20 protein-coding genes are annotated in these 15,238 nt (G+C 54.3%); 7 read left to right on the forward strand and 13 right to left on the reverse strand.

Going from position 1 to position 15,238, the window contains the following annotated elements; all coding sequences use genetic code 11:
* Window positions 1–2: 2 nt before the first annotated feature.
* The 11 genes from infB to MCP_RS05335 all read right to left on the reverse strand — a co-directional run bounded on the left by infB (window position 3) and on the right by MCP_RS05335 (window position 8,740).
* Complete coding sequence (gene infB, locus MCP_RS05285) at window positions 3–1,784, reverse strand: translation initiation factor IF-2 (RefSeq protein ID WP_012899788.1); 1,782 nt, start codon at window positions 1,782–1,784, stop codon at window positions 3–5.
* A 19-nt stretch (window positions 1,785–1,803) separates the two neighbouring features.
* Window positions 1,804–2,262 carry a nucleoside-diphosphate kinase gene (gene ndk, locus MCP_RS05290; RefSeq protein WP_012899789.1) on the reverse strand — a complete coding sequence of 153 codons (459 nt, stop codon included), beginning with the start codon at window positions 2,260–2,262 and terminating at the stop codon, window positions 1,804–1,806.
* Window positions 2,263–2,268: 6 nt separating this feature from the next.
* Window positions 2,269–2,484 carry a 50S ribosomal protein L24e gene (locus MCP_RS05295; protein ID WP_012899790.1) on the reverse strand — a complete coding sequence of 72 codons (216 nt, stop codon included), beginning with the start codon at window positions 2,482–2,484 and terminating at the stop codon, window positions 2,269–2,271.
* Between the two features lie 5 nt (window positions 2,485–2,489).
* Window positions 2,490–2,702, reverse strand: coding sequence for a 30S ribosomal protein S28e (locus MCP_RS05300; RefSeq protein ID WP_012899791.1), 213 nt, complete (start codon window positions 2,700–2,702; stop codon window positions 2,490–2,492).
* Between the two features lie 19 nt (window positions 2,703–2,721).
* Window positions 2,722–3,093, reverse strand: a complete 372-nt coding sequence (gene rpl7ae, locus MCP_RS05305) for a 50S ribosomal protein L7Ae (RefSeq protein ID WP_012899792.1) — start codon at window positions 3,091–3,093, stop codon at window positions 2,722–2,724.
* A 170-nt stretch (window positions 3,094–3,263) separates the two neighbouring features.
* A complete protein-coding gene (locus MCP_RS05310; RefSeq protein ID WP_012899793.1) occupies window positions 3,264–3,485 on the reverse strand; it encodes a hypothetical protein in 222 nt (73 codons plus the stop codon).
* Window positions 3,486–3,559: 74 nt separating this feature from the next.
* The gene (locus MCP_RS05315; RefSeq protein WP_128860149.1) at window positions 3,560–4,153 is read right to left on the reverse strand and encodes a hypothetical protein; all 594 of its coding nucleotides are present in this window, start codon (window positions 4,151–4,153) and stop codon (window positions 3,560–3,562) included.
* A 121-nt stretch (window positions 4,154–4,274) separates the two neighbouring features.
* A complete protein-coding gene (locus MCP_RS15345) occupies window positions 4,275–4,841 on the reverse strand; it encodes a hypothetical protein (protein WP_012899795.1) in 567 nt (188 codons plus the stop codon).
* A gap of 117 nt (window positions 4,842–4,958) precedes the next feature.
* Complete coding sequence (locus tag MCP_RS05325; RefSeq protein WP_012899796.1) at window positions 4,959–7,709, reverse strand: family B DNA polymerase; 2,751 nt, start codon at window positions 7,707–7,709, stop codon at window positions 4,959–4,961.
* A 93-nt stretch (window positions 7,710–7,802) separates the two neighbouring features.
* Window positions 7,803–8,207: a hypothetical protein gene (locus tag MCP_RS05330; protein ID WP_012899797.1), complete on the reverse strand. Its 405-nt coding sequence runs from the start codon at window positions 8,205–8,207 to the stop codon at window positions 7,803–7,805.
* 95 nt (window positions 8,208–8,302) lie between these two features.
* On the reverse strand, window positions 8,303–8,740 hold the full coding sequence (locus MCP_RS05335) for a hypothetical protein (RefSeq protein WP_012899798.1): 438 nt from the start codon (window positions 8,738–8,740) through the stop codon (window positions 8,303–8,305).
* A gap of 126 nt (window positions 8,741–8,866) precedes the next feature.
* Between MCP_RS05335 and MCP_RS05340 the strand changes: the two genes are divergently transcribed.
* From MCP_RS05340 to MCP_RS05350, 3 genes are read left to right on the forward strand one after another with little or no spacing between them, the layout of a single operon-like run.
* Window positions 8,867–9,559 (forward strand): 2,5-diamino-6-(ribosylamino)-4(3H)-pyrimidinone 5'-phosphate reductase, encoded by a 693-nt coding sequence (locus MCP_RS05340; protein ID WP_012899799.1) that lies wholly within the window; start codon window positions 8,867–8,869, stop codon window positions 9,557–9,559.
* Window positions 9,529–10,491 (forward strand): NOL1/NOP2/sun family putative RNA methylase, encoded by a 963-nt coding sequence (locus MCP_RS05345; RefSeq protein ID WP_012899800.1) that lies wholly within the window; start codon window positions 9,529–9,531, stop codon window positions 10,489–10,491. The genes MCP_RS05340 and MCP_RS05345 overlap by 31 nt, the downstream gene beginning before the upstream one ends.
* On the forward strand, window positions 10,484–11,011 hold the full coding sequence (locus MCP_RS05350; protein ID WP_012899801.1) for a PUA domain-containing protein: 528 nt from the start codon (window positions 10,484–10,486) through the stop codon (window positions 11,009–11,011). Before MCP_RS05345 ends, MCP_RS05350 begins: the two co-directional genes overlap by 8 nt.
* Window positions 11,012–11,575: 564 nt before the next feature.
* Here the strand turns inward: MCP_RS05350 and MCP_RS05355 are convergent.
* Window positions 11,576–11,989, reverse strand: a complete 414-nt coding sequence (locus tag MCP_RS05355) for a DUF3795 domain-containing protein (protein WP_012899802.1) — start codon at window positions 11,987–11,989, stop codon at window positions 11,576–11,578.
* A 221-nt stretch (window positions 11,990–12,210) separates the two neighbouring features.
* On the opposite strand from MCP_RS05355, the gene MCP_RS05360 reads away from it, so the two are divergent.
* From MCP_RS05360 to MCP_RS05365, 3 genes are all read left to right on the forward strand, one after another.
* Window positions 12,211–12,417: a TRAM domain-containing protein gene (locus tag MCP_RS05360; protein WP_012899803.1), complete on the forward strand. Its 207-nt coding sequence runs from the start codon at window positions 12,211–12,213 to the stop codon at window positions 12,415–12,417.
* Window positions 12,418–12,536: 119 nt separating this feature from the next.
* A complete protein-coding gene (locus tag MCP_RS15645) occupies window positions 12,537–12,701 on the forward strand; it encodes a hypothetical protein (protein ID WP_162467033.1) in 165 nt (54 codons plus the stop codon).
* An 83-nt stretch (window positions 12,702–12,784) separates the two neighbouring features.
* The gene (locus MCP_RS05365; RefSeq protein WP_012899805.1) at window positions 12,785–13,546 is read left to right on the forward strand and encodes a 4Fe-4S binding protein; all 762 of its coding nucleotides are present in this window, start codon (window positions 12,785–12,787) and stop codon (window positions 13,544–13,546) included.
* Between the two features lie 578 nt (window positions 13,547–14,124).
* Here the strand turns inward: MCP_RS05365 and MCP_RS05370 are convergent.
* Entirely contained in the window at window positions 14,125–14,904 is a 780-nt protein-coding gene (locus MCP_RS05370) for a TrmB family transcriptional regulator (RefSeq protein ID WP_012899806.1), read from the reverse strand.
* 91 nt (window positions 14,905–14,995) lie between these two features.
* Between MCP_RS05370 and MCP_RS05375 the strand changes: the two genes are divergently transcribed.
* Window positions 14,996–15,235: a heavy-metal-associated domain-containing protein gene (locus MCP_RS05375; protein ID WP_012899807.1), complete on the forward strand. Its 240-nt coding sequence runs from the start codon at window positions 14,996–14,998 to the stop codon at window positions 15,233–15,235.
* Window positions 15,236–15,238 lie beyond the last annotated feature (3 nt).

The following is a 15,238-nucleotide window of genomic DNA, read 5'->3' on the forward strand; positions in this document are numbered from 1 at the left end:
GCTTAGCGGCCCCAGAACGGATTACCTTTACGCTTAATGGCCACGAACTCCATCAGCGTCTCAAGCTCATCCTGGCGGATCGTATCCTTCAGCTCAAACTCAAGGACCTTGCTGTGGGACTCGGGGATATCGACGTAGTAGATCTCGCCCTCGTTGATCTGCCGCCCTGCAGTCGGGCCATCGATGGAAACGGCGACCTCCTTACCCTGGGAGGCGATGCTCTGGTTCTCGTTCCTCTCCTGGATCTGCTTGATGATGCCCACCTTTGAGCCGTCAGGCTTGATCAGCGTGACGCCGGGCTTGATACAGCCGCCCATCACGTGCACGCCGATGACGGCGGGCTTGCTCTGCCGGAACGTGCAGTTAGGCAGGTAGCGGACCTTGCCGGGGCGGACGATCTCCTCGAACCGCTTCTTCTCGGCCAGGTCTTTCTGCTCCTTCTGCCACTTCTCGTAATCCTCGATGAGCTTGTAGATGATGTTATTATTGAACGTCTTGATGTCGGACGTCTGTAAATAGTCCTTCGCGTCGACGAGCGTCTGGACATTAAAGCCTAATATGACGCGGTTCAGGCTGCCCGGCAGCGTCTCGGCGTTCACCACGTCCTTGCGGGCTATATCGCCCACTTCAGCCATGGCCACTTTGATGCCCGAATCCCGGAGCTCGTTGATGATCGCTTCCAGGCTGCCCAGGGTATCGGCCTTGACCATGATGCCAGTTTCATCCGTAACGATCCTGGCCTTTTCCAGCTCGCCCTCGACATCTTTTATGATAGCCTCGACGGAGTCTTCCTTGGCCACGCGCAGGGGCGAGCCCGCGACGGCATTTTCCAGGCCCGGCGCCAGTATCTTTACGCCGGCGGCCGCCGTTAACTTAGGGACCCGGTCGAACCGCTCCTCAACACGGATCTCCCGGTTCGGGGCAGGCTTGAGCAGCGCACGGATCTTGGTGACGATGGGCTTGTCCTTGCCGCCGATAACGACCGTATCGCCCACCTTTATGACGCCATCGTACAGGATAGTGTCAATAGTGAACCCGAGGCCGCGCTCCTCCTTGACCTCGAGAACGGTGCCCACGCCCGGACCGGTCACGGTCATGCGCAGGTTCTCCTCCAGGAAGCGCTGGGCCAGCCCTATTAAGACCATGAGCAGGTCGGGTATGCCCTCGCCGGTCTTCGCGCTGATGGGCACGATACCGACGTTCCGGGTAAAGTCCCGCACCCGGTCATAGCGGTCCGAGCTGAATCCCAGGTCGGATAATTTACCTACCAGCTCGTACGTCCGGGTCTCGATCGCGGTCTTTACGTAATCCGGCTGCTTGTTATAGCTCAAAATGAATGGGCCATTCTTCGTCGGAGTCCAGCCCTGGATGCGGTCGATCTTATTGGCCGCCACGACGAAGGGCGTCTTGAACTGCTTTAATATTTTTATTGCCTCGATGGTCTGGGGCTGAAAGCCCTCGGTGATGTCGACCACGAGCACTGCCAGGTCCGCCAGCGCGCCTCCACGGCTCCGTAAAGTCGTAAACGCGTGGTGTCCCGGAGTATCGATAAAAAGAAGTCCGGGGATAACGACTGTCCCCGACATCAGGTTCCCGCACAGGGACCTGATAGTGCTCAGCGGCACCTCAGTAGCCCCGATGTGCTGGGTGATGGCTCCGGCCTCCTTGTTGACAACGGCGGTGCCCCGTATCTTATCCAGAAGCGAGGTCTTTCCGTGGTCTACGTGTCCCATGACGCACACGATCGGCGTCCTGAGGTTCTTCGTTTCCGTGGCCGTCGCCATAAAAGGCTCCCGCAGCGGCTTATTCGTACAGCCACTGCTCGTCGATTCTCTTGTACGTGGCTATCTCAGAAGTATTGAAGTACAAGGATATTTCCCTTTTCGCCGATTCCGGCGAATCTGAGGCATGGATGACGTTCCTTCCCATGTCGACCGCAAAGTCGCCGCGGATCGTTCCGGGGTTGGAATTTTTCGGGTTCGTTGCCCCGACCATGCTCCTCACCATGGGCACCACGTCCTTGCCCTCGACGACCATGGCCACGACCGGGCCCGACCGGATGAAGCTCACCAGGTTCGGGAAGAACGGCTTGGCAGCGTGCTCCTCGTAATGCTTCTTCGCGAGGTCCTCGCTGACAAGGAGCATCTTCATCGCGGCTATCTTCAAGCCGCGATGCTCGAAGCGGGCGACGATGTCGCCCACCAGGCCGCGCTGTACCCCGTCGGGCTTTATCATGACGAAAGTCCTGTCCGTAAAGACCACCCGGGATTACTTCTTGTGCTCTTTGTGCTCTTTTTCCAGCTTTCTCTGGGCGATGCCCGCGCCGGTCCACCTGGTTAGACGCGGGATGCGGCCGAGCTTGCTGTTGTTCTCACATTTGGTGGAACAGAAGTACTGTATCGTGCCGTCCTTCTTGACGAGCATCTTGCCGGTGCCCGGCTCCATCTTGCCGCCGCAGAACGTGCACTTTTTTATGTCTACCATGTTCTTTACCTGCCTGAAAGCTTCTTGGCCTCTCTCGCCGTTTCCATCAAAATGAGGATGTCGCCGAGCCTGACCGGGCCGATGGAGTTCCTTGTGATGATCCTGCCCTTGTTGTTGCCTTCCAGGATCTTGCACTTGATCTGCACTGCCTCGCCGTGCATCCCGGTGACGCCGATGACCTCGATGACCTCAGCCGGAACGCCTGTCTCTTCTACCATATTGGATCCATCCTATAGATTATTTCTTCAGGGCCACGAACTTCTGGGCGATGTCGTCGACCAGGGCCTTTGCCTTGCCGGCGTCCACGATGGCCGATGCGGCGCAGCCGACCTCGAGTCCTGATGCGGCGCCGATGTCTTCCTGCTTCTTAATGAATATGTAGGGTATCTTCTTTTCGTCAGATAGCGCGGGAATGTGGGCAACGATCTCCTCGGGCTGCACGTCCTCGCCGATGATCACGAGCTGGGCTACGCCCCTCTCGACGGCCTTGGTGACCTCGTTGGTGCCCTTTCTGATCTTGCCAGTGTCCCTCGCGAGCTCTACGGCCTCGAGGGCCTTGTCCTGTAATTCCTGCGGTACTTCAAACTTGATATAAGCCGGTTTTGCCATTATGAGTTCCTCCTTCAGGGCTTTCGCCCTTCATCAATCATCAGGTATAATAACCTAATAATTACGTATGCGGGCAACTTCATGCCTGCAACGGCTGCAGGGCCATATAAGCCTGCGAGCGTGTCTGTATAATAGCCGTATAGTTTTTAAAGTTTTTGCTTCGGATAGTGCTAAAGCTTTGCCGGCGGCACCTTTTCGTCGGGCTCATTCTCCGGGGGCTTCCTGCTCTCTACGGCCCTGTTATAATACAGGAGTGCGAGCGCTATGATGCCGCCTATGAATCCCGTCGCCTGCATCTGTTTGTTGGCTATCAGGAAGCCGATGGCCAGCAGGGCGATGCCAAGTAACAGCAATGCCATGCCTCCGAGCTTGATTATCGCTTCACGGAACATGCCTATCCCTCGCTTCTTAAACAATTATTTAGCTTACTATATTTATATAATTACTGGCAAAACTAGAAAAAAAGTTACCCATAGAGGCCTGTGGATACCAGGCTCACGCTCACCGGCTCGATGAAGTACCCGCGGTACTCCTCATAGAGCTTGTCGTCGTTGATGTACGAGTACATGAGCACGGTCCTGTGCTCGTGGGCAGGCAGCGTGAACTCGCTGAAGAAGCCCTCGTCCTGGCCATAGAATATCTCAGCCGACGGCACGAACTTGTGCGGCATGTCCTTTTTCTCGTAGAATGCGCTCTTCAGGTTGTAGACGGAAATGGTCTTATTCTCGTCCGTCGGGTTCCAGAACTCGAGCTCGTGGATGACGCCATGGCTCATGGTCGTCAGGCTGTCCTTGTTCGGCACGGGCATTTCCCAGTCGGCCGTGCGATAGTAGCGCGGGTGGGACACCCTGGCCTGGTTAGGCATGTACTGGTAAGGCGGGCTGTCGGTCTCGATCGTGATGTACTTCGTCGTCGAGGTCGGCATTACCGTCGCTTCCGGGGTCGGTGTTGCGCTTACGACGGTCGGGCTGTACGTCGGCACTGTTATTGGTATGTTATTGCACGCGACGCATCCCAGGGCCGAGGTCGAGGCCAGCAGGGCGACCATCAGAATGATCATATTTTTCAAGGTTTCACCTCGCATGGAGGACCTTCAAGCCTATTAATCCTTTGAGGTTAAATACATTGTTCTCGCGGCAGCACCCCGCGAGAGGCATATTATGATTTTTAAAATGATCCAATTATTTTTTCCTGTGGGTCGTGCGGACCCCTATTGCTACCGCACCTATTACGATCAGTAATAGGAATAGTGGCCATGGATTTTCATGTGTCGACACTTTGTTTATGCCTATTAGCGGTATCTCTGTCACGTTCGTCACCGGCGTTGGCGTTGGCGTTATCGTGTAAACGATGGTTTGTGCCGGGACTGTCGCCTGTTCCTGCGGGACCGCGGTGGGCCACGGTATCGTGACCTCCGGGGCGGGAGTGGCCGTTGGCGCTGGCGTAGCTGTCGGCTCTGGCGTTGCCGAAGGTACGACCGTCGGCTCTGGCGTGGCGGATGGCTCCGGCGTCGGAGTTACTGTTGGTGCCGGGGTTGGCGTCGGCGTGGCCGAAGGCCCCGGGAAAATCGAAGGGTATTTCGGGAAATCCGGAATGTCGCCGGGTATCGATGGCACTGCGGGGACCGACGGTATGGCCGTGGACTCGAGCATTATGTTTTTGGCGCTGACGTATGGTGCCATGCTTCCAAGAATGGCCGCCGCAAAAATACTAAACGTAATTACTATGATCGGAACATTGTTTTTCATATGCCCCCACCTGAGGCCTCATCGTAAGGCCTTCGATGGAGTATTATCTCACTTATGCCTTATAATATTGCTGGCAGTTCGGCAAGCGTAAGGGCATTATTCGCTTGAGCAACATGCTCACATGAACATGTCCAGGGTCGCGGTCTGCTTGACCTTTTTAACATTAGCGCCGTGCACGGGGGCCTCGGCTTTTGGCGCAGGCTTATCGTCGCAGAAAAATTCGAGCGAGCGCTGGGAGTTGCCCTGTATGAGGGCGCGCTCGTCGCACCCGAACGGCTCGGTGATACGGGCCAGGGCCATGGCCAGGCGCTCCGCGTAATATTTGTAGTCCGGCCTCGCCGTGAATTGAACGCCCTCGATCACGGGCTCTGCTTTCTGGGGCTGGGCCGAGCCATTGGTTATGATGAACGGCGTCTTCATGCCGGGGGTGAAATCGTAGCCCATCTCCTGGAGCTTTTTCGCCACGTTCACGTGGACGAGCGAGCCCGGGTTGTCATAGGAGTCGAACTCGTTCACGCTCTTGGAGATGACCAGCCGGGGCAGGTCGACTTTGCCCTTGATGGTGTCGTGGACCGTATCCTTGGCGTAGTTTACGGCTTCCTCCGGCTTGCCGTCCAGCACGAGCTGGAAGACCTTCGTCATTGTCTCGCTCTGGAGGTCGAACGAGTCCGTGCGCCGGGGCTCATAACCCCTGACCAGGAGCGATTCCTCGGGCCAGATAATTTTACCGAAGTACCGCTTCTTGGCATGTGCGAAGAACCGTATCATGACCTTCTCGAGCTCGAGGTGCATGTTGCCGGCGGAGAATTCTTGCTGTACAGTGAATCCGAGCAGCTTACACTTTTCGAGGTCCCGGTGCTCTTTCGAGGTAAAGAACACCGAATCCGTATCGCCCGCGATGACGGTGTAGCCCCTCGATTCCAGGGTCGTGACGACGGTCTTGATCTCGTCTCTGGCCCAGGCCGTGATACTGGGGGCGATGTATCGATTATACGGCCAGCGGCAAAACTTTGTGCCGAAGTAGCCGTAAGTGGCGTTGGCCATGATCTTGATGGCGTTCTGGAGGCGGTTATAGTAGTCGGCCTGTTCCAGGTTTCCTTCTTCTTTGGCCTTCTTCATGGCGGCTTTCGCCTGCTTCCTCGAGGTGAGCAGGCCTTCGACCATGCGGGGCACGATGCCGTGCCTCTTTTCCGTGGGCAGGAACATGGCGCCGACCGGCGACGTATGGGCCGCCTCAGCTTTATTTTTCGTGAAGGAAGTGAAGCAGATATTGTGCTTGATGACCTGGGACGGGTACATGGACGAAAAGTCGAGGCCGATGACCCATTCCCAGAGGCCGGGCTTGGTATCGTAGACGAACCCGCCCTCATAGTCGTATACCTCGCCGCTGCTCATGGGCACGGCGACTTTCTCCCGGTCCACCATGCGGATCAGGAGGCTTTCTATCATGCGGTTCTGGCCGCCCGAGACCTCCTTGACCGGGAGCTTTGCCGGTATGGCCACGTCCATGAGCTTGCTGATGGCCTGTATGCGCGGATGGGTCAGGATACGTAAGGCCAGATCGGCGTCCTTCAGGCAATAATGGATAACTTCGTCCTTGCGGGCCTGCCACTCGTCGTCCATGTGGCTGCTGTCGATGTTATCCTTGGTATCGTTGAAGAGCATCGTGGACACGTAGCCGAGGCCTTCCCTCTTGGGCCGAAGCTCTTTTTTTACGGACAGCCAGCCGTCGAGTATGAGCCTTCCTTTAACATCCCATGTGACGAAACCTGTGGTACGGTTTTCCCTGCGGCTCATGCCCAGCGTATCCCGGCCAAAGCCGAGCTCGTCGTTGGACTGGCGCTTCTTTTCCTCATCGGGCTTGCCGCCGCCCTTGCCGAAGAGCTTGTTCGCCCTCTCGAAAAGGACCGCCAGGTCGAAATTGTTGATGTTATAGCCGGTGATGACGTCGGGGTCCAGCGCCCGGACCTCCCGGACAAATTCCTTTAGTATGCGGCGCTCGTCCTCGTCCCGGGCCTTCTGCTCTTCCGCCGATATTTTAAGCTCCCTGGCGCCGAATTCCGAAAAGATCCGACGGTCCTGCCTGGAGCCGTCCTCCTCGTTGATGACCGTGAGACAGATACAGTATATATTATTGTACTTGATCGAGCTCTCGATATCAAAGCTCAAGATCTTGAGTTTGGGCGTGAAGATGTCGCATTTCTCGAATCGTGAAGCTTTAAGGAGCAGGTCAGTGGTATATTCATTTGATCTTTCCATTAGGTCGCCCGAGACCCGGACGCATGTCTCCAGGTCGTGATCATAGATGAAGCGGTTGGTAAAAACGATATCTGCCGCGAAAAAGACGCCCTTCGTGTGGAACTTTTCGGCGTCCTCCTCGTCCATGTAAGCGATAAGGCCGTAGCGGTTGATGAGCTTCTGGGAATAGACGCGGTCCTCGGTAGAGACTTTGACTCCGCCGTTAAGGACGCTGACCTCGAGCACGTCGGGCTCAGCCCTCAATTTTTCGACGAGCTCTTCCGGAGGATCGACGAGCGTGATGGTCTTGTGCTTTAACTCGTACTGGCCCCGGAACTTGGGCACCATCCAGGGCGCCCGGACGGACACCTTCGCGAATTTTTCCTGCGACCCCTTATATTCGAGCGTGACGTCCTCGACCGACAGGACGTCCGGGCTGTCCTTGAAAGCCTTAAGCAGTGCCGGCGAAGGCTCGAAAACGTGGAAGTAAGGCTTAAAGTCCGGGCACAGGATGGTGATGCTCTTATTCTCCCGGGTCTTGCCGAAGAGCTTGACGATGACCTCGCTCACCCCGTCATCCTTTTGGTTGACGGAATACGTAGAATCGAGGAGCCTTACGTCGAAAGTCATCTGCACCGGCATCACTATCCTGATAGATAACTGTAGTACAATCGGTTCATAGTTAAACATTACGAGTGCGGAAAAAAAGTAATTATGCGGTTATTATGCAGTGTAATCTTTTACCAGACGGCTTAAAATGGCGAATAAAATGTATATGCCCACGACGGCGATGATGAGGGGTACCATCGTCGCCATGAAATCGATGATCCCGGATAATAACTTGAGCAGCATTACGGCCGGCGAGCCGCCTTGCGCATGCGGAAAGGATGCCGGCACCGACAGGGCGAATAGGGACACGATGAACGAAATGATGACCTTTCCATCGAACGGAAGGGACCTTATGCATCCCGGTATCCCGGGTTTCCGCCGGGATAAGAAATAAATTTTAACCCTGGATATGCGTCGCGCCCGGCGCAAGATCGACGGGTCCGCCCTCCGGGACCGTACTTTCTCCTCGACCGCCGCCAGCCTTCTTTCGAGGTCGGGATCCATGGTATCGGCTTTCATATCCCCCCGTACTATAATAGATATCGAAAACGAAATAGGTTAGCAAGTGGGCTGAGGGGCAATAAGAATATCCGGCAGTTCCGGGTATGCGCTGCTTATGCGGTACTCGCGGGCCTGTCGGCCGGCATCAGCAGGAAACCACCGATGGCACACCCCACGATCATGATGGCGGCGACGGTGCCGCTATCCAGCCCCATGAGCCAGAAGGAGCTGCCGTTGAACACGATGTTAAGGTTGGAAGTGCCCACGAAGAGCCCGGCCAGGGAGGCCCCGGCGAGAATGCCCAGGCCCACTCCGCGGAACTTCCTGAAGTGCTCGATAAGCAAATAAGCCAGATACAGGGCGATCACCGAGAAGATGAGCTTGATGGCGATGAAGCCCCAGACGCCCGCCGCATCGAACGATGCCTTCAGTATGGCGCTCTTCTCGTACTCGAAGGTCCCGAGATAATTAAAGGCTGCCAGCGTGGAGATAATATCATATATCACGTAAAATGCGATGGAGGACCCGAAGAGAAGACTACTGGTTTTCACGATTAAAAGGTAAGTGCTTAATAATATAATATAAATTGAATATTATTGCGGAAATATTTATGACACGCAAGTGTTTTAACGGCCATGGTAAACTTTATGCGCCCGCCCCGCTTTTAGGCGTATGGCATGGAAAGACCTTTTACGTTCATCAATTCGGCCATGAGTGCCGATGGTAAGATTTCCACGAAGAAGAGGAAGCAGGTTAAAATATCGGGTAAGACTGATTTTGACAGGGTGGATGAGTTACGGGCGTCGTCGGATGCCGTGATGGTAGGCATCGGTACGGTGCTGGCGGATGACCCGAGTTTGACGGTGAAGTCCGAGGAGCGACGCAGGCGCCGGGTGTCCGAGGGTAAGGAAGAGAATCCTGCCCGCATCGTTGTGGATAGTAAGGCTCGTATCCCGCTTACGGCGGATGTGTTCAAGAAGGGCGTAGGGAAGCGTATCGTGGTCGTTTCGAAGTCGGCCCCTTCGGATAAGGTAGAGGCTCTTAAGGCGAAAGCCGATGTCATCGTGGCAGGCGGGGAAGAGGTCGACCTTCCAGTGATGTCCGGGGAACTTAAGAAGCGTGGGATTGACCGTTTGATGGTCGAGGGCGGCGCTACGCTGAACTGGGCCATGACGAGGGCAGGACTGGTGGATGAAATATCGGTCTTTGTGGGCAACCTCATCATCGGGGGCAAGACCGCCCCGACGTTCATGGACGGCGAGGGCATATCGGAACGTTCTGAGGCCATCGAGCTGGACCTTGAGAAATGTGAAAGAATGGACGAAGGAGTTGTTTTAACGTGGCGTGTGAGATCCAGCGGTTCGAAATAGGCGGAAAGGCGGCAGAGCTGGCAAAGAAGTACCGCTACCCGGAGTATATGGTAGCCCGGTTCGAGCGGTTCGTGCCCGACCTGGAGAAGTTCCTTGCGAGTATGGAGGCGCCGCCGCGGACCTATATCCGGGTGAATACTCTGCGGATTAACGCGAATGCGCTGACGAAGCGGCTTACGGATAAGGGTTTTACGCTCCGGGAAACGGATATTCCCGACTGCCTTGAAGTGACGGCGGAGCCTTACTCTATCGGGGCATCGGCCGAATATTTGTTAGGCTACTTTTACGTGCAGGATAAGTCCTCCGTAATACCGCCGCTGGCGCTGGCGCCGCAGCCCGGGGACGTGGTCATCGACATGGCGGCATCGCCGGGGGGCAAGACCACCCAGCTTGCCCAGATGATGGACAATAAGGGGCTGCTCATCGCTATTGAGGTAGAGATCGCCCGTATCGCCGGCCTGCGGTCTAACCTGGGACGATGTGGCGTCATGAACACGGCGCTGTTCCACATGGACGCCCGGGACATCAAGAAACTCGAGGTGAAGGCAGATAAGATATTGCTGGACGCCCCGTGCACTGGCGAGGGCGTTATTGCCAAGGACCGGACCCGGAAGACCAGCCGGGGCGAGTCGGATATCCAGTTCTGCTCGGGCCTGCAGGAGGAGCTCATCGACGCGGCGTATGCCTGCATGAAGCCCGGCGGAGTACTGGTTTATTCAACGTGCTCGTTCGCCCCCGAAGAGAACGAGCGGATCGTCGATCATTTGATAAAGAAATATGGCATGAAGGTGGAGCCCGTGCCTTATGGTGAGCCGGGCATCGAATCCTTCGGTGACATGAAGTTCGACCCCCAGGTAAAGAACGCAAGGCGGCTGTACCCGCATTTGCATGGCACGTCCGGTTTTTTTGTGGCGAGGTTGAAAAATGTATAGGGGACTAAAGAAGCTCGAGATCACGGCCATGCGCCGCAGCCTAGACTACTGGGGCGCATTCGACCTGTCCGGGGAGTTCGATTTCATCGTGCGGCAGGGCGAAAAGAATGACCTGTTCGCCGTCACGCCCGAGGTCAAGTATTACGTCATCGGCCGGGACCCGGAGCCGGTGTTTGCCGGCCTGTATATGGGCTCGCTGGGCAAGAAGGCGCTCGTGCTGAGCATGGAGGGCGCCTACATGGTCGCATCGGTGTCCGATAAGAAAAAGATCAAGGTTACGGGGCAGGCGGAGTCGCTCGTGGTCTACGGTCGTGATGTATTTGGCTCTTCCATCACCTGGGCTGACGAGTCCATTCAGCAGAACGAGCGCATCATCATCGCCAACAAGTACGGCGAGGCCATCGGCATCGGGCGGGCACGGTTTGACCACAAAGGCCTGTTCCAGGACAAGGTGACTGTGAATACTGAGGCTGATATGGGGCTCTATATACGGGGACAGGAAGAGGTCTCTGGCGGCTAATTCTATTAATAATGTGAGCGATGCATGTACGGCTCCTTTGGTTTCACAACACGAAGACACAAATTCTTTTTTAGAGTTTTAACACTAAATCGTGAAGACACGGTAAACACAATTAAACCATGAAATCGCAAAGACTCCATTAAATGAATTAAAACACTAAGGGCACGGTTTCGAAGACACTAACGAACGACTTAAGCCACGAAGTGCCACAAAAATAAGACAAATAGAGTACGCCTGTACTAGCGAGCGATGTCAAGTTAAAAATGCGGTTAACTATTATAAGTTTTAGGAGTAACAAAGGGATACCTGGGCTGGCGTTTCCTTTCTGTCTTAGTTTTGTGGCACTTCGTGATTTACGTCATTCGTTCGTGTCTTAATAACCGCGTTTTAGCGGCTTAATTCGCTTAATAGAGCCTTCATGATTTCATGATTTAATTGTGTTTACACTGCTTTCATGATTTAGTGTTAAAATTCTAAAAAAGAATTCATGTCTTCGTGTTGTAAAACCGAACTATCCTACGAAAGGCGATAAAAGCATAAATAAACAAGTCACATACACAGGGATTATTGGTTCTTTTTACCAATCCTTAGCAGGCGCAGAACCTCTTCTTCACTGCCCAGGCCGTCATAATCCTTGCGAAAGCCATACCGGATGCCGTTTTTCTCGTTCCCGAGCACATACTCGACGAACCGCTCCGGCCCATCCTCTTTAATACACCGCACGCAGGCCCGGATCTTCAGGTCATGCGTGGTAACGTCGAACATCTCCTTATCACAAGGAAAATCGCCGCACTCCCAGCACCCCTTAATCCCCCTCCCCCTGCAGCATTTTCGCTGGTAGCAGCCGCCCCAGTGGTCAGAGTGATTACTGCACTTACTCGCCGTATTCCTGCACCCGTCGCAATCGCCGGCAAGGTGGCATAGCCGGCAGATCAGCCCGCAGCAGGCGATGCTATCAATGATATCGCTCTTCTCCATAAGCGAAACTACAAGAAGCCGAAAAAAGAAAAAAATTGCGGTCCCGGGGCAGGCGATACGCTAGCCTATCCGTCAATGCCGGGCTCGAAAACGATATAATTCTCCACGAAAGGGCATAACTTATTTATATCCATGTCGCCTCTTATCCCGCAGGAACAAATGACGTACGAGCTTTTTAATAAAAGCGGCTTACGTGTTTGTTTATCGTAGAGGATTAACGTATGTTTGAAAGCAAGGGTTCAAATGCCCCCGTAGTTGAGGGGCAGACGTATGACGTAAAGATCGAAGACACAGCAAAGAAGGGGGACGGAATCGCCCGAATCGAGGGCTTCGTTATATTCGTGCCGGGCACCAAGGTCGGCGACTCGGTCAAGATCCAGGTGGAGACCGTCAAGAGAAACTTCGCGGTCGCCAAGGTCGTATCTTAAGTTTATTCCCGGCCGGGGCCATGCCCTGGTCTTTAGTTCGTTTTTATCTTTTGATTTATACCGCTGAAGTGACAAAATCTATTTTAAACCCGACGTTTATTTACTAATTGGTGATGGTAATGGCTGAGAAGTGTTTTTGCGGCCTCAACCCGGCCGATATCGCTCGCGGCGAGCCCTATAAGGATCCAGGTTTCCGTAAGGTAAAGTGCGCGAAGTGCGGCCTTGAACTCCTTACCGACATTAAGGATAAGACTTGCTGCTTCGAGTGCGAGAAGTCCGGTTAAAAGGGCTTACGACGCTTCGTATTTTTATTTCACCCTTTTGAAGTTACACAATCGTTAAATACGGCTGAATTTTAGTTCCTATTATGGCATTACCTTTGATCGTCGGGCCGCTATACATGCTTCTTGCCACGGCGATCGTGCTCGTATTGCTCTGGAAGAAGAGGATGAATGAGCAAATAGCCATGGTCGTCCTCGCCGCCTCGCTGCTTGTGGCCGGTTTCTTGCAGTGGGGATTTCTGGATACGACGATTTACCTGCATCAGGTGCTGTGGGGGATCATCAACGGGGGCATCAACCCGCAGCAGGCCGTTAAGGTCGTGCTTATCCTCGGGACGTCTCTCATCGCAGGACGGCTCTTTTGCGGCTACATCTGCCCGCTTGGCGTCGCTCAGGAGCTCGCCTCGAAAGTGGTGAAAAACCAGGCGCATATCGACGTTAAGATCTCTGAAAAGATCAGGGCCGCCTTCTTCATTGCATTCATCGTCCTCGGCATAGGGCTGGCCACCGTCGTCTCCTTCAATCCGTTCAGCCTCGTCTCGCCCTGGCTGGACACGTTCAAGCTATTGGCGCTCGTGGTCGTGGCGGCTGCGGGCATATTCGTTTACCGTCCCTACTGTACGCTGCTCTGCCCGTTCGGCTTCCTCATGAACCTGACGTCCCGGGTCAGCCTGCTGAAGCTCAAGATCAACGAGAACTGTATCGACTGCGGGGCATGCTCGAGGAAGTGCCCCGCGGGCCAGGCACAAAAAGGCAGCGCCATGGCCGAGTGTTATTTGTGCGGGCGGTGCCTGAAGGCGTGCAAGAAGGATGCGATCAGATACGGGATGCCAAAATTAATAAAATAAATACAACTGATTGGTATGTCGCTCTTCGGTTGTGCCGGTTACTTGTGGAGTGGGCGCCTCCGGTCGGTATCACGAAAACACGAATTTATTTTATATCCCACGTAAGGCTCGAAATGCACAAAGGTACATGCTTTGTGGTTTAAAACACGAAACAACCTCTCTAAAAGACGAACCTCTCGAAAGGATTGAAACACGAGAAAAAGCATAACCATTGGAGTTCATGCCGTCTCTTGTGTTTCTATCCTTTAGTGTTTTGGAGCCCTTAGGGAGGTTGTTTCGTGTTTTGAACGCCCGGCATGAGCTTGGTGATTTTGTGTCTTACGTGGGATATAAAAAGTCTTTTGTGGTTTCGTGATACCGACCGGAGGGATGTACGTAAGTCGCTACGAGGGATATAGGTTTAATACGTGAATATGGATTGCCTAGCTCACATTTTACCCTGGCAAAGTGATGCAATATATATTACCGCTTATTCTAAACTCCTAACTATGAAAGTTACCGAAGCCAAGGGCGTCCCAATTCTTGGGGCTGGTCATGAAGCTGCCCGGCCGACGGAGAGCACGAAAATTCTTTAATTATTATTTTGCCGGCTCAGCCACATCCCACATCATGTTGAAATTACTCTGCATGAGTGAGGCGACTTCCTGGTTCGGCGTCCATATGGCGATGGCATTCTCCACGTCGGGCACGTCGTCGGTCACCTTCGAGAACATGATCAATATCTCCCGCCCATCGATGACCACGAACTTGATGAACGGCGTCTTGTAGAGCCTGATCTCGGGCACCACGCCGGAAAGCGCTTCAACAAGGTCAATGTCTCTGTCTTTAAGCTCGATGCTGGGCCGGGTAATGATACGGATGGTGACTCCCCTCTTGCGTGCCCGTTCCATCTGCTTCTTGATGCGGTCGATCTCGCCCTCGGAATACAATGCGCCCAGCAGCACGATATCGTGCTTTGCCCTGGCCATCATGTCCGAGATGCGCTCAGAAATGTTGTCCATGCCCCGGATGAGCCAGACCTTTGGGGACTCTTTATCGATATGCCTCTCATAGATAGACGAAAGCTCGGCGGAGGCGTATTCCACGTCCGAAAAAAGTAGCGCCTTGCGCTCCTCGATGGACTCCTTCGGCCGCCGTGGCTTATACTTTAAGGGCCGCCCTCTTTCCACGCTCGCCCAGCCTTCCTCTTCCAGCCTCTTCAGCACCTCATAGATCTTCGACCTGGGTATGTCCGCCTCTTTCGCGATATCGCCTGGCGACGACGGGCCCATGGCGACGAGCGCGGCATAAGCCTTAGAGCCATAATATGTCAAACCCATACGCTGAAGAGTAGAGAGCACTTTCTCATCGAGAAGCATAATATGATTTCACCATATTACCTGATAAAAGTTACACTATCGTTAAATAGGTTCGTGGATATACGTAATTTAATCGGAACAAGGTGACACTATGGAAGGGAAAGAGCAAAAGAAAGTCGTATTGCTGCTGGACGGCCTGAGCTGCCCGGACTGCGCCGCCAAGATCGGCGCCGTGCTCAAGAACAGTAAGGGGGTTTCAGGCGTTGAGGTCCTTTACATGGCGAGCAAGGTCAAGGTGGACTACGACCCGGCCGTCACGAACGTCGAGAACTTTGTCAGCCTGATCGAGAAACTTGGCTATGGAGTGAAAAGCACTAAGCCTCTGAACTGATAG

This window comes from Methanocella paludicola SANAE (genome assembly GCF_000011005.1).
Lineage (GTDB): Archaea > Halobacteriota > Methanocellia > Methanocellales > Methanocellaceae > Methanocella > Methanocella paludicola.

Coding starts and splice junctions, on each gene's coding strand:
- MCP_RS05325 (WP_012899796.1), bottom strand. CDS start 7,709: ATGACTTTCGACGTAAGGCTCCTCGATTCTACGTATTCCGTCAACCAA.
- rpl7ae (WP_012899792.1), bottom strand. CDS start 3,093: ATGGCAAAACCGGCTTATATCAAGTTTGAAGTACCGCAGGAATTACAG.
- MCP_RS05340 (WP_012899799.1), top strand. CDS start 8,867: ATGGAAAGACCTTTTACGTTCATCAATTCGGCCATGAGTGCCGATGGT.
- MCP_RS15345 (WP_012899795.1), bottom strand. CDS start 4,841: ATGAAAAACAATGTTCCGATCATAGTAATTACGTTTAGTATTTTTGCG.
- MCP_RS05365 (WP_012899805.1), top strand. CDS start 12,785: ATGGCATTACCTTTGATCGTCGGGCCGCTATACATGCTTCTTGCCACG.
- MCP_RS05355 (WP_012899802.1), bottom strand. CDS start 11,989: ATGGAGAAGAGCGATATCATTGATAGCATCGCCTGCTGCGGGCTGATC.
- MCP_RS05330 (WP_012899797.1), bottom strand. CDS start 8,207: ATGAAAGCCGATACCATGGATCCCGACCTCGAAAGAAGGCTGGCGGCG.
- MCP_RS05295 (WP_012899790.1), bottom strand. CDS start 2,484: ATGGTAGACATAAAAAAGTGCACGTTCTGCGGCGGCAAGATGGAGCCG.
- MCP_RS05360 (WP_012899803.1), top strand. CDS start 12,211: ATGTTTGAAAGCAAGGGTTCAAATGCCCCCGTAGTTGAGGGGCAGACG.
- infB (WP_012899788.1), bottom strand. CDS start 1,784: ATGGCGACGGCCACGGAAACGAAGAACCTCAGGACGCCGATCGTGTGC.
- MCP_RS05350 (WP_012899801.1), top strand. CDS start 10,484: ATGTATAGGGGACTAAAGAAGCTCGAGATCACGGCCATGCGCCGCAGC.
- MCP_RS15645 (WP_162467033.1), top strand. CDS start 12,537: ATGGCTGAGAAGTGTTTTTGCGGCCTCAACCCGGCCGATATCGCTCGC.
- MCP_RS05370 (WP_012899806.1), bottom strand. CDS start 14,904: ATGCTTCTCGATGAGAAAGTGCTCTCTACTCTTCAGCGTATGGGTTTG.
- MCP_RS05375 (WP_012899807.1), top strand. CDS start 14,996: ATGGAAGGGAAAGAGCAAAAGAAAGTCGTATTGCTGCTGGACGGCCTG.
- MCP_RS05310 (WP_012899793.1), bottom strand. CDS start 3,485: ATGTTCCGTGAAGCGATAATCAAGCTCGGAGGCATGGCATTGCTGTTA.
- MCP_RS05315 (WP_128860149.1), bottom strand. CDS start 4,153: ATGATCATTCTGATGGTCGCCCTGCTGGCCTCGACCTCGGCCCTGGGA.
- MCP_RS05300 (WP_012899791.1), bottom strand. CDS start 2,702: ATGGTAGAAGAGACAGGCGTTCCGGCTGAGGTCATCGAGGTCATCGGC.